Raw genomic sequence first — 13,779 nt, 5'->3', positions numbered from 1 at the left:
CTGGGAATTATGTTCGTTTTCGCGCATTCAGCGTATCAGCAAAGGCCATCACCAGCCCCACGCCCAGCCCGGCAACGTGTGCGCCATTGGCGATAGACATACCAAACAGATCAAACCATCCGGCAATGAGCCATATTAAAGCAAAGGTGATTAACCCGCGTTGCAGATAGATGCCGCTTTGTGGGTCGCGCTCGCCGCGCAGCCAGACATAGCCCATTAACGCATACACCACGCCGGACAAACCGCCGAACCACGGGCCGCTAAACTTGTGCTGCACATAGCCGCTCAGCAGGGCGCTGATCACGGTGATGACGACGAGTTTACCGGTGCCGAGGCGCTTCTCAACGGCACCACCGAGATACCACCACCACAGCAGGTTAAAGAGGATATGCAGCACCGAGAAGTGCATCAGGGCATGGCTGAAGTAGCGCCAGACGTCAAACTGCACCGAAGCGTCATACGGCCAGGCCAGAGCAATCATCACCTGCTGGTCGCCCACCACGTTCATGATGATAAACACCAGAATACAGGCCGCCATCAGCAGCAGGGTAAACGGCCCGGCGCGCTCGCGCACGGTGGCTAAGAAAGGGAAACGCTGATAGTGCAGCCCGCTGTCCGTGTGGCCAGAGGTCCAGCTGGCCGCCAGATAGCGCGGGTCCGCAGGGTTTTCAAGAAAGCGCGCCAGCTCGGTGTTAACAAAATTCGCCTGGCTTTCATCAGCAAGCCAGACATCGGTTTGCGTATGCTGTTGAATTGTCAGGATCACACCCTGCGTCGCCATATAATCGACAAACGCCTGAGCGACGCGCGGGTTCGTAAAAGAGGTAATCATCAACATGGGCGGCAGTCGCTTATTTCCGTACAAAAGAGGACAGTATAACTGCGTCAGCCGCCAAAGGCGTGTTCTACTTCCGCCGGAAAATGACGATGCCAGGCGTCGAAGCCGCCATCGACGCTGTATACCGCGTCATAACCCTGCTGGAGCAGGTATTGCGCGGCACCTTTACTGCTGTTGCCGTGGTAGCACATCACCATCACTGGCGTTTCAAAGTCGTTATCGCGCATAAACGCGCCCAGGCTGTCGTTCGTCAGATGAAACGCGCCCGGCGTGTGGCCCATCGCAAAACTTTGCGGATCGCGGATATCCACCAGCACCGCCTTTCCCTGGTGCATCTTTTGATGGGCTTCTTCTACATTAATGCATTCAAACTGTTCCATTCGATTCTCTTCGTTTTTCAGGTTTGGTGCGCTCTCCCGCAGGAAGAGGGGAAAACTATTTTACCCCGTAGTGTACGTCCTGGCGGCGGCGAAACGCCATTATGTTATCTCTATCACTCAAAATTGTTTTTTTGATGTTACCAAAAGAGCGTTCCTTTGCTATTATGAGCGATATCGAACATTTCTGAGCTTTAACGAAAGTGCGTGAGGGTGATATGGAAACCAAAGATCTGATTGTGATAGGCGGTGGCATTAACGGTGCCGGTATTGCGGCGGATGCTGCAGGACGCGGGTTATCTGTACTGATGCTGGAAGCCAACGATCTCGCCTGCGCGACGTCGTCCGCCAGCTCCAAACTTATCCACGGTGGCCTGCGCTACCTGGAGCACTATGAGTTCCGCCTGGTCAGCGAAGCGCTGGCGGAGCGTGAAGTGCTGCTGAAAATGGCCCCTCACCTGGCGATTCCGATGCGTTTCCGTCTGCCTCATCGCCCGCATCTTCGTCCGGCATGGATGATCCGAATTGGTCTGTTTATGTACGATCATCTGGGTAAACGTACCAGTCTGCCGGGATCGACCGGTTTGCGTTTTGGCTCAGAATCGGTTCTGAAACAGGAAATCGTGCGCGGATTCGAATATTCCGACTGCTGGGTAGACGATGCGCGTCTGGTGCTGGCGAACGCCCAGATGGTCGTGAAGAAAGACGGCGAGGTGAAAACCCGCACTCGCGCCACCGCTGCACGCCGTGAAAACGGGCTGTGGATTGTGGAAGCCGAAGATATCGATACCGGCGAGAAATTCAGCTGGCAGGCGCGCGGCCTGGTGAACGCCACTGGCCCGTGGGTGAAACAGTTCTTTGACGACGGCATGAAATTGCCCTCGCCGTACGGCATCCGCCTGATCAAGGGCAGCCATATCGTTGTTCCGCGCGTACACACCCAGAAGCAGGCCTACATCCTGCAAAACGAAGATAAGCGTATCGTGTTTGTGATCCCGTGGATGGACGAGTTTTCAATCATCGGCACCACCGACGTGGAGTACAAAGGCGATCCGAAGAACGTCGAAATCGACGAGAGCGAAATCGGCTACCTGCTGAAAGTCTATAACGCCCACTTTAAGAAACAGCTGGGCCGCGATGACGTGGTCTGGACTTACTCCGGCGTGCGTCCGCTGTGCGATGACGAATCTGATTCCCCGCAGGCGATCACCCGTGACTATACGCTCGATATTCATGACGTTGACGGCCAGGCGCCGCTGCTGTCAGTCTTTGGCGGCAAGCTGACGACCTACCGTAAGCTGGCGGAACATGCGCTGGAAAAACTGACGCCGTACTACAAAGGTATCGGCCCGGCGTGGACCAAAGGCGCGACGCTGCCTGGCGGTGATATCGGCAGCGACCGCGATGACTTTGCGGCAAAACTGCGCCGCCGTTATCCGTTTATTACTGAATCCATGGCACGCCATTACGCGCGCACTTACGGTAGCAATACCGAGTGGATTCTGGGGGAAGCGAAAACGCTCGCCGATCTCGGTGAACATTTTGGTCATGAGTTGTATGAAGCGGAGCTGCGTTACCTGGTCGAGCACGAGTGGGTGCGCCGTCTGGACGATGCCATCTGGCGTCGTACCAAAGAGGGGATGTGGCTGGATGCGGAGCAGCAATCGCGCGTGGCGCAGTGGCTGGCCCAACATGCGGGAAAGCGTAAATTGTCACTGGCATCGTAATGCCCCGCCCTCCCACACAGCGTGAGGGCGAAGACATAAAAAACGGCAACTTACGTTGCCGTTTTGCATTTACAACCGTACCGGATCGATATGCCAAATGGTCTCGGCATACTCTTTGATGGTCCTGTCGGATGAGAAATAGCCCATGTTGGCGATATTGAGCATCGCTTTGGTGGCCCACTCCTCCTGATGGCGATATAGCTCGTCCACCTTGTCCTGACAATCCACATAGCTGCGATAATCCGCCAGCACCTGATAGTGATCGCCGAAGTTAATCAGGGAATCCACCAGATCGCGATAGCGGCCAGGCTCTTCCGGGTTAAACAGGCCGGTGGCAATCTGCGTCAGCACTTCGCGCAGCTCTTCATCCTGCTCGTAATACTCGCGTGGTTTGTAGCCCTGCTTGCGCAGCTCCTCCACCTCTTCCGCCGTATTCCCGAAGATAAAGATATTGTCCGCGCCGACGTGCTCCAGCATCTCGACGTTAGCACCGTCCAGCGTGCCGATAGTCAGCGCGCCGTTCAGGGCAAACTTCATGTTACTGGTCCCGGACGCCTCGGTCCCCGCGAGCGAAATCTGCTCGGAGAGATCCGCCGCCGGAATGATCAGCTGCGCCAGGCTCACGCTGTAGTTGGGAATGAAGACGATCTTCAGTTTGTCGCCAATCTGCGGATCGTTGTTGATCACCTTCGCCACGTCGTTGATGAGGTGAATGATGTGCTTCGCCATGTAGTACGCCGAGGCGGCCTTACCGGCAAAAATGTTCACACGCGGCACCCACTCCGCCGTCGGATCGGCTTTGATGCGGTTGTAGCGGGTGATCACATGCAGCACGTTCATCAGCTGACGTTTGTACTCGTGAATACGTTTAATCTGCACGTCAAACAGCGCTTTCGGATTTGCGATGACGTTCAGGTGCTGAGCCATGTACACCGCGAGGCGTTTTTTGTTCAGCAGCTTGGCGTCGCGTACCGCTTTGTTCACCGTCGGGAAATCGGCGTGCTGCTCCAGTTCGCTCAGTTGACTGAGATCGGTACGCCAGGTGCGACCGATGTTTTCGTCCAGCACTTCCGAGAGCGGCTGGTTCGCCAGCGCCAGCCAACGGCGAGGCGTGACGCCGTTAGTGACGTTGCAGAAGCGCATCGGGAAGATTTTCGCGAAATCAGCAAACAGCGACTGCACCATCAGGTTCGAGTGCAGCTCGGACACCCCGTTCACCTTGTGGCTGATCACCACCGCCAGCCACGCCATACGCACGCGACGACCGTTGGACTCATCGATAATCGACGTGCGACTCAACAGCCCGGTGTCGTTCGGATATTGTTCCTGGAGCGTTTTCAGGAAGTAGTCGTTAATTTCAAAGATGATCTGCAGATGGCGCGGCAGGATCTTGCCGAGCATGTCGACCGGCCAGGTCTCCAGCGCTTCGCTCATCAGCGTATGGTTGGTGTAAGAGAACACCTGACAGGTCACTTCGAACGCCTCGTCCCAGCTGAACTTGTGCTCATCCATCAGCAGGCGCATCAGTTCGGGAATCGACAGCACCGGGTGGGTGTCGTTGAGGTGAATCGCGGTCTTTTCGGCCAGGTTGTTGTAGGTTTTGTGCAGCTGATAGTGGCGGCTCAAAATGTCCTGGATAGTCGACGACACCAGGAAATACTCCTGACGCAGACGCAGTTCGCGCCCGGAGTAGGTGGAGTCATCCGGATACAGCACGCGCGACACGTTTTCGGAGTGGTTTTTGTCTTCCACCGCCGCGAAGTAGTCGCCCTGGTTGAATTTACCGAGGTTGATTTCGCTACTGGCCTGGGCGTTCCACAGACGCAATGTATTGGTGGCGTCGGTATCATAGCCGGGGATAATCTGATCGTAAGCGACCGCCAGGATCTCTTCGGTCTCCAGCCAGCGGCTTTTTTTGCCTTCGAGCTGCACGCGGCCACCAAAGCGCACTTTGTAGCGCGTATTGTGGCGTTTAAATTCCCACGGATTGCCGTACTCCAGCCAGTAATCCGGCGACTCTTTCTGCCGCCCGTCGACGATGTTCTGCTTGAACATGCCGTAATCGTAGCGAATCCCGTACCCACGCCCCGGCAGGGCCAGCGTCGCCAGCGAATCGAGGAAGCACGCCGCCAGACGGCCCAGACCACCGTTGCCTAAACCGGGGTCGTTCTCTTCATCGATCAGCTCTTCTAAATCTAACCCCATCTCTTCCAGTGCGTTTTTGACATCGTCGTAAATCCCGAGCGATAACAGCGCGTTGGAAAGGGTGCGGCCAATCAAAAACTCCATCGACAGGTAATAAACCTGACGGGTTTCCTGCGAGAGCTGGGCGCGGTTCGAGCGCAGCCAGCGTTCGACCAGACGGTCACGCACGGCAAACAGCGTGGCGTTCAGCCACTCGTGCTTGTTGGCGATCACCGGATCTTTCCCGATGGTAAACATCAGCTTATAGGCGATGGAATGCTTTAACGCCTCTACGCTAAGTGTCGGGGATGCATAACTAAAAGGTGCATTCATATCAGTGACTCCGCCTTATGACATCAAGCGTTGATAAAGATCGCGGTATGACTGCGCCGCAACGTGCCAGCTAAAGTCCATCGCCATCGCCTGGCGTTGCACGAAACGCCACAAAGAGGGACGCGACCACAGAACAAATGCCCGCCGAATCGCCCGCAGCAGCGACCAGGCATTGCTGTCTTCAAAGGCAAAACCGGTGGCGATGCCGTCCGCCAGATTCTCCAGCGACGTATCCGATACGGTATCGGCCAGCCCACCGGTGCGGCGCACCAGCGGCAGCGTGCCGTACTTGAGTCCATACAGTTGGGTTAAGCCGCACGGCTCAAAGCGGCTTGGCACCAGGATGACATCCGCGCCGCCCATAATGCGGTGCGAGAACGCCTCGTGATAACCAATCTGCACGCCAACCTGCCCCGGATGTTCGGCGGCAGCGGCAAGGAAACCTTCCTGCAACACCGGATCGCCTGCCCCCAGCAGCGCCAGTTGACCGCCCTGCTCCAGCAGCCCCGGCAGCGCTTCCAGCACCAGATCCAGCCCTTTCTGGCTGGTCAGGCGGCTGACCACGGCGAACAGCGGCACTTTGTCGTTCACCTTCAGCCCCATCGCAATCTGCAGCTGGCGCTTGTTTTCCGCTTTGTCTTCCACCGAATCACGGTTGTAGCGCGAGGCCAGCAAAAGGTCCGTTTCCGGACTCCAGATTTTTTCATCGACGCCGTTGAGGATCCCCGACAGGCGTCCTTCACGATGTCGCTGGCGCAACAGCCCTTCCATGCCGTAGCCAAACTCCGGCTCGGTGATTTCGCGTGCGTAAGTCGGGCTGACCGCCGTGATGTGGTCGGCGTAGTACAGCCCCGCTTTCAGGAACGAAATCTGACCGTTAAACTCCAGCCCGTGCATGTTATAGAACGACCATGGCAGATCGATGTCATTCATATGATGGGCGTAATACATGCCCTGATACGCCAGGTTGTGCACCGTAAAGACCGACTTTGCCGGGTGGCCGCGCGCCGCCAGATAGGCGGGAGCCAGCCCTGCGTGCCAGTCGTGCGCGTGGACGATCTCCGGGCGCCAGAAGGGATCGAGTCCGACCGCCATTTCAGCACCCACCCATCCGAGCAACGCAAAACGCAGCACGTTGTCCGTATAGGCGAATAAGTTCGTATCGTGGTACGGGCTCCCTGGACGATCGTACAAATGCGGCGCATCAATCAGATAAATGCCGACGCCATTGTAATGGCCAAACAGCAGGGTGATGCGCCCGGCGAACGTGTCGCGACGGCTCACCACCTGCGCGTCGGGAATGCCACGGCGGAGATCAGGAAAAGCCGGCAGCAGCACGCGGGTGTCGATACCTTCCGCAATTTGCGCCGCCGGGAGTGCGCCCAGTACATCCGCCAGCCCGCCCGTTTTCAGCAGCGGGAACATCTCAGAACATACATGTAAAACCTGCATTATCGCTCCTGTTTGACCTGCAGTTTGCGCAGCATTTCGCGCGTGACCAGCACGATGCCTTCTTCTGAGCGGTAGAAGCGGCGAGCGTCTTCCTCCGCATTCTCTCCAATCACCATCCCTTCCGGGATCACACAGGCACGGTCGATAACACAGCGACGCAAACGACACGAGCGCCCCACCCACACATCCGGCAGCAGTACCGACGAATCGATATTGCAGAAGGAGTTCACCCGAACGCGCGGGAAGAGCACCGACTGCACCACCACTGAGCCAGAAATAATGCACCCGCCCGACACTAGCGAGTTCAGCGTCATGCCGTGGCTACCGGAACGGTCCTGCACAAATTTGGCCGGCGGCAGCGATTCCATGTGCGTGCGAATCGGCCAGTTCTGGTCGTACATATCCAGTTCCGGGGTGACGGAGGCTAAATCGAGGTTCGCCTTCCAGTACGCTTCAAGCGTACCCACGTCGCGCCAGTACGGCTCGGCATCCGGGTCAGACTGCACGCAGGACAGCGGGAAGGGATGTGCATAAGCCATGCCAGCTTTGGTGATTTTCGGGATGATATCTTTGCCGAAGTCGTGGCTCGAATTCTCGTCCTTGTCGTCCTCTTCCAGCAGTTCATAAAGGTAATCGGCATCAAAGATATAGATGCCCATGCTGGCGAGGGATTTGGTGGCGTCCGTCGGCATGGTCGGCGGGTTGGCCGGTTTCTCGACGAAATCGATAATCTTGTCGTTCTCGTCCACATCCATGACGCCGAACGCCGTCGCTTCAGCAACGGGCACCGGCAGACACGCCACGGTGCAACGCGCCCCTTTTTCGACGTGGTCGATGAGCATGTGCGAGTAGTCTTGCTTATAAATATGGTCGCCCGCGAGGATCACGATGTATTCCGCGCCGTAGCGGCGAATGATGTCGAGGTTTTGCGTCACCGCATCGGCCGTGCCGCGATACCAGTTTTCACCGTGTACGCGCTGCTGCGCCGGAAGCAGATCGACAAACTCGTTCATCTCTTCGCTGAAAAATGACCAGCCGCGCTGGATGTGCTGCACCAGGGTGTGCGACTGATACTGAGTAATCACGCCGATGCGACGAATACCGGAGTTCAGGCAGTTGGATAATGCAAAATCGATAATACGGAACTTACCACCAAAGTGAACCGCAGGCTTAGCACGCTTGATTGTCAAATCTTTCAGACGGGTACCACGTCCACCAGCAAGTATCAGCGCGACCGTTTTTAAGGGTAACTGGCGCGCCAACATCAAGGGATCGTTCTTCTCTAATCTCACCATGACTAACTCCTTTTTTATCATCTTTGGAATACGCACACTCCGTGTGCAGGCCCGTGCCAGACAGCCATTACCACCGGATTATCCACTCCGGCAAAGGGGGAAATGGCGCGCCATTCCCCGTGAGGTAAAACAATCTCTGCGACATCGTTCGTCGCGTTTAACGTGATTAGCCAGTTATCCGAAAGCAGGATTTGCAGGCAGGGAATACCGTACTGCCACTCGTGCGCACTCAGCGGTTGCGCCTCTTTATTCAGCCAGCTGACGTTGCCGTCTCCCTCTTCCCACCAGCGATCCGCCGTGAGTGCCGGGATCTGTTGCCGAAGGTGGATCAAGGCCGCTGCAAAGTGCGTTAACCCCGTGTTTGCCTGTTCCCAGTCGAGCCAGGTCAGCGCGTTATCCTGGCAATACGCATTGTTATTGCCGTGCTGGCTATGACCAAACTCATCACCCGCCAGCAGCATTGGCGTCCCTTGCGAGAGCAACAGCGAAGTCAGCAACGCATGTACGCTGGCGCGACGCCGCTCGATAACATCCTGACTGCCGCCTAACCCTTCTATACCATGATTAAAGCTATGGTTATTGTTAGTCCCATCGCGGTTTTCTTCGCCGTTTGCCTCATTGTGTTTCTGATTGAAACAAACACAGTCGCGAAGGGTAAACCCGTCGTGCGCCGTCACCAGATTGACGCTGGCCGACGGTGCTCTACCACTCTTCCTGAACACATCACTGGACGCCGCAAACCGCCCGGCGAAGTCGCCAAGAGAGAGATTTTTTTCCAGCCAAAAACGGCGCGTGGCATCGCGGAAACGATCGTTCCACTCGGCAAACAGCGGCGGGAAGTTCCCCACCTGATAACCTCCGTCACCGATATCCCACGGCTCAGCAATCAGTTTGACGCGCGACAGCACCGGACAGTTTTTAATGGCTTCAAACAAGGGAGCCTGCTGGCTGAACGCAGGCGTTCGGCCCATCACAGACGCCAGATCGAAGCGGAAACCGTCGATATGGAAGGTCTCGACCCAGGATTTCAGGCAGTGATAAGCAAAGTCCGCCACCGCCGGATGACTGAGGTTGAGCGTGTTACCGCAACCGGTCCAGTTGTGATAATCACCATCCTCCCTAATCCAATAATAGCTACGGTTATCGATTCCGCGCATTGAGAGCGTCGGTCCGTCGAGATCCAGCTCCGCACTGTGGTTCAACACCACATCCAGAATCACTTCGATACCGGCCTGGTGCAGCGCTTTTACCGCATCGCGAAACTCATCTCTGGCGCGTTCCGGATGTGAGGCATAGCGCGGATCGAGAGCAAACATCGCCAGCGGGTTGTAGCCCCAGTAGTTGGTCAGCCCCAGGCGCAGCAGGCGCGGCTCGGAGGCAAAGTGGGCCACCGGCAGCAGCTCCAGCGCGGTGACGCCCAGGTGTTTGAGATAGGCAATCATCACCGGATGAGCGAGCGCCTTGTAGGTGCCGCGGATCTCCTGCGGAATTGCCGGATGCAGATACGTCAGCCCTTTGACGTGGCTTCGTAGATAACCGTTCTGCCCCACGGCGTCGCGGGCGGGGCGTCATCTTCCCAGTCGTAAGCATCGCTCACCACCACACTTTTTGGCGCAATCGCCGCGCTATCGCGAGGCTCGGGTTCGTGGTCGCCATCAAAATAGAGCGGGTTATCGGTGACCTCTCCCTCGACGCGCAGGGCGCAAGGGTCGACGAGTAGTTTGGCCGGATTAAATCGTAGTCCCTGCCCCGGCTCCCACGGGCCGTGCACGCGAAAACCGTAGCGCAGTCCGGGCCGTCCGTCGGCCAGATAGCCATGCCAGATGTCCCCGCTGCGTTCCGGCAGATCGTAGCGGTACTCATTACCCTCGCCGTCAAACACACAGAGTTCCACCCGTTCTGCGTGGGCGGTAAAGAGGGTGAAATTCACCCCTTTGCCGTCAAACGTTGCCCCAAGCGGAGCGGGTTTGCCTGCCGTGAGTTGCGTCATTCGCCCTCCCGAACCAGCCAGATTGTGGACAGCGGTGGCAGCGTGAGGCTCAGAGAGTTCGGACGCCCGTGGCTTTCCCACTCATCGCTATGAACGCTGCCGCCGTTACCGGCGTTACTGCCGTGGTAGTGGCTGGAGTCGGTGTTGAGAATTTCGCGCCATCTGCCCGGCTGGTTGATGCCGAAGCGATAGTTCTGACGCGGCACCGGCGTAAAGTTGCTGGCGACGATGATTTCATTCCCTTCCCGATCGCGGCGCACGAAGATAAACACCGAGCGCTCGTGGTCATCCACCACCAGCCACTCAAAGCCGTAGGAGTCAAAGTCCAGCTCGTGCAGGGCTTTGTGATGGCGATAGGTCAGGTTGAGGTCGCGCACCAGGCGCTGAACGCCGTGATGCCAGTTGTCGCCGCCTTCCAGCAGATGCCAGTCGAGGCTCGCATCATGGTTCCACTCACGGCCCTGGGCGAATTCGTTGCCCATAAACAGCAGCTTTTTGCCCGGGAAGGCAAATAGCCAGCCGTAGTAGGCGCGCAGGTTGGCAAAGCGCTGCCACGCGTCGCCCGGCATGCGGTCGAGAATCGATTTTTTGCCGTGCACCACTTCGTCGTGAGAGAGCGGCAGAACAAAGTTTTCGGTGTTGTTGTAGAGCATCCCGAAGGTCAGTTTGTCGTGGTGATACTGACGATAGACCGGATCGAGTTTGAAGTAGTCGAGGGTGTCGTGCATCCAGCCCAGGTTCCACTTGTACCAGAAGCCCAGCCCGCCCATGGCAGGCGGACGCGATACGCCGGGGAAGTCGGTCGACTCTTCGGCCATCGTCACCGCGCCTTCGACCTGCTCGCCGAGAATGCGGTTAGTGCTGCGCAGGAATTCAATGGCTTCGAGGTTTTCGCGGCCCCCGTATTCGTTCGGGATCCACTCGCCCTCTTTGCGGCTGTAGTCGCGATAGATCATCGACGCCACGGCGTCCACGCGCAGAGCGTCGATACCAAAACGTTCAATCCAGTACAGGGCGTTGCCCACCAGATAGTTCGCCACTTCGCGACGGCCATAGTTGTAAATCAGGGTGTTCCAGTCCTGATGGAAGCCTTCGCGCGGATCGCTGTGCTCGTACAGATTGGTGCCATCAAACTGAGAGAGACCAAAATCATCCGTCGGGAAATGGCCTGGCACCCAGTCGAGGATCACGCTGAGTCCGGCGGCATGGGCGGCGTTGATGAAATAGCGGAAGTCGTCGCGGGTGCCGAATCGGCGCGTCGGTGCGTAAAGGCCGGTCGGCTGATAGCCCCAGCTGCCGTCGAACGGGTGCTCGTTAATTGGCAGCAGCTCCAGATGGGTAAAGCCCATCCATTTGGCGTAGGGCACCAGCTGATCCGCCAGTTCGCGATAGCTCAGCCAGAAATTGTTGTCCGTGTGGCGACGCCATGAGCCGAGGTGAACTTCATAAATAGAGATTGGCGCATCGAAGCGGTTGGCCTGTTTACGCTCTTCGGTCTGCACGATTTTCTCCGGCAGACCGCAAATCAGCGACGCGGTATCCGGGCGCATTTGCGCTTCGAAGGCGTAAGGATCGGCTTTGACCCGCAGCTGACCGTGGGCATCGATCATTTCGAATTTGTAGAGCTGGCCATTATGCGCGCCGGGGATAAACAGCTCCCAGATCCCCGATTCACGCCGCAGGCGCATCGGGTGGCGGCGACCATCCCAATAGTTGAACTGCCCGACCACCGACACGCGCTGCGCATTCGGTGCCCAGACGGAAAAACGGGTGCCGGTGATGCCATCCATCGTATCGGCATGCGCGCCCAGCGTTTCGTACGGGCGAAGGTGCGTGCCTTCGGAGAGCAGCCATGCGTCCATCTCTTGTAACAGCGGGCCAAAACTGTAGGGATCGTCAATCAGGTTTTCATGACCATGCCAGAGCACGGCGAGCTGATAACGGAACAGGTTTTTGCGACGCGGGATCGCGCCTGAGAAGAAACCGCGCGAATCAAGGCACTCCAGCTTGCCTACCTTGCGGCCGGTTTTAGGTTCAATGACCCACACTTCGGTGGCGTCGGGCAACAGTGCGCGGACCTCCAGTCCATCCTCCGTCCTGTGCATACCCAGCACAGAAAATGGGTCAGCGAAATGACCCGCAATTAGCGCATTTATCACGTCTCTATCAATACGATCGGACATGGTATTCATCCTGTTTTTTCTAATGTCGCCCTATTTAAGCGCTCCGGTGCGACTTTTAATGTGACCTGAACGACGCAGATATTGTTCATCCTCTCTGCGCCATCCCACCCTCAGGTAAGAAATGACTCTTCCTTAAAGCATAGCCAACGACGAAATGACTCCTGATAAAAATTGACGCTCTGCGCATGACTCCGTGTTACGCGCAAAAAAAAGGGGGTGAATATCACCCCCGGTATTAGCAAATTATTAGGCCAGTTGTCGCAACATGCGGCGAAGCGGCTCGGCGGCGCCCCACAGGAGCTGGTCTCCGACGGTGAAGGCCGAGAGATACTCCGGCCCCATGTTCAGCTTACGCAGACGACCGACCGGCGTGGTCAGCGTGCCGGTAACGGCGGCTGGGGTCAGTTCACGCATGGTGATATCGCGATCGTTTGGCACCACTTTCGCCCACGGATTGTGCGCAGCCAGCAGCTCTTCCACGGTCGGAATAGACACATCTTTTTTCAGTTTAAGGGTGAAGGCCTGGCTGTGGCAGCGCAGCGCGCCAACGCGCACGCACAGACCGTCAACCGGGATCACGGAAGAGGTGCTGAGAATTTTGTTGGTCTCGGCCTGACCTTTCCACTCTTCGCGGCTCTGGCCGTTATCGAGCTGTTTGTCGATCCACGGGATCAGGCTGCCTGCCAGCGGAACGCCGAAGTGATCGACCGGCAGTTCGCCGGAGCGGGAAAGCTGAGTGACTTTGCGTTCGATATCCAGAATCGCCGAGGCCGGGTTCGCCAGCTCGTCAGCAACGTGACTGTGCAGTTGACCCATCTGTGCCAGCAGTTCGCGCATATGACGCGCGCCGCCGCCGGATGCGGCCTGATAGGTGGCAACGGAGACCCACTCCACCAGATCCTGCGCGAACAGGCCGCCCAGGGACATCAGCATCAGGCTGACGGTACAGTTACCGCCGACAAAGGTTTTCACGCCGTTGTTCAGGCCATCGGTGATCACGCCCTGGTTCACCGGGTCGAGAATAATGATCGCGTCGTCTTTCATACGCAGAGAAGACGCGGCGTCAATCCAGTAACCCTGCCAGCCGCTTTCACGAAGCTTTGGATAGATTTCGTTGGTATAATCGCCGCCCTGGCAGGTCACTATAATATCAAGTGCCTTCAGCGCTTCCAGATTAAAGGCGTCCTGAAGCGTGCCCGTAGAGGCACCGCCGAACGCGGGCGCTGCTTGCCCGAACTGGGAAGTGGAGAAGAAGACCGGGCGGATGGCGTCAAAATCGCGCTCTTCGATCATGCGTTGCATGAGGACAGAGCCGACCATACCGCGCCAGCCGATAAAACCAACGTTTTTCATAGCGTATGTTCCTGCAGAGGTGTGTGCTGTGTGTGTCAACCCGTATC

Annotated in this window: 8 protein-coding genes and 1 pseudogene; 1 reads left to right on the top strand and 8 read right to left on the bottom strand. The window is 57.3% G+C overall.

Translation table 11 applies throughout. The annotated features are described in order from the left end of the window. Positions 1-7: 7 nt before the first annotated feature. Positions 8-838, bottom strand: a complete 831-nt coding sequence (glpG, locus tag ETG88_RS04475; RefSeq protein WP_100778582.1) for a rhomboid family intramembrane serine protease GlpG — start codon at positions 836-838, stop codon at positions 8-10. A 47-nt stretch (positions 839-885) separates the two neighbouring features. Continuing rightward, positions 886-1,218 carry a thiosulfate sulfurtransferase GlpE gene (gene glpE / locus ETG88_RS04470; protein ID WP_100778581.1) on the bottom strand — a complete coding sequence of 111 codons (333 nt, stop codon included), beginning with the start codon at positions 1,216-1,218 and terminating at the stop codon, positions 886-888. Between the two features lie 215 nt (positions 1,219-1,433). Between glpE and glpD the strand changes: the two genes are divergently transcribed. Then, on the top strand, positions 1,434-2,942 hold the full coding sequence (gene glpD / locus ETG88_RS04465; protein ID WP_129034776.1) for a glycerol-3-phosphate dehydrogenase: 1,509 nt from the start codon (positions 1,434-1,436) through the stop codon (positions 2,940-2,942). Positions 2,943-3,011: 69 nt separating this feature from the next. Here glpD and glgP read toward each other — a convergent pair whose 3' ends face one another. The 6 genes and pseudogenes from glgP to asd all read right to left on the bottom strand — a co-directional run bounded on the left by glgP (position 3,012) and on the right by asd (position 13,732). Further along, positions 3,012-5,459: a glycogen phosphorylase gene (gene glgP / locus ETG88_RS04460; protein WP_100778579.1), complete on the bottom strand. Its 2,448-nt coding sequence runs from the start codon at positions 5,457-5,459 to the stop codon at positions 3,012-3,014. A gap of 15 nt (positions 5,460-5,474) precedes the next feature. Next, positions 5,475-6,911, bottom strand: a complete 1,437-nt coding sequence (gene glgA, locus ETG88_RS04455; RefSeq protein WP_100778578.1) for a glycogen synthase GlgA — start codon at positions 6,909-6,911, stop codon at positions 5,475-5,477. Further along, positions 6,911-8,206 carry a glucose-1-phosphate adenylyltransferase gene (gene glgC, locus ETG88_RS04450; protein ID WP_102105323.1) on the bottom strand — a complete coding sequence of 432 codons (1,296 nt, stop codon included), beginning with the start codon at positions 8,204-8,206 and terminating at the stop codon, positions 6,911-6,913. The genes glgA and glgC overlap by 1 nt, the downstream gene beginning before the upstream one ends. Before the next feature lie 17 nt (positions 8,207-8,223). After that, positions 8,224-10,196 (bottom strand): annotated as a pseudogene (gene glgX / locus ETG88_RS04445) (glycogen debranching protein GlgX). Then, positions 10,193-12,379 (bottom strand): 1,4-alpha-glucan branching enzyme, encoded by a 2,187-nt coding sequence (glgB, locus tag ETG88_RS04440; RefSeq protein WP_100778575.1) that lies wholly within the window; start codon positions 12,377-12,379, stop codon positions 10,193-10,195. The pseudogene glgX and the gene glgB overlap by 4 nt, the downstream one beginning before the upstream one ends. A gap of 246 nt (positions 12,380-12,625) precedes the next feature. Next, positions 12,626-13,732 (bottom strand): aspartate-semialdehyde dehydrogenase, encoded by a 1,107-nt coding sequence (gene asd / locus ETG88_RS04435; protein ID WP_129034775.1) that lies wholly within the window; start codon positions 13,730-13,732, stop codon positions 12,626-12,628. Positions 13,733-13,779: the final 47 nt, after the last annotated feature.

Origin of the sequence: Lelliottia nimipressuralis (genome assembly GCF_004115925.1) — a bacterium.
Lineage (GTDB): Bacteria > Pseudomonadota > Gammaproteobacteria > Enterobacterales > Enterobacteriaceae > Enterobacter > Enterobacter nimipressuralis.
The sequence above is the reverse complement of the archived record's forward strand: the minus strand, read 5'-3'. Positions and strand labels throughout refer to the sequence as shown.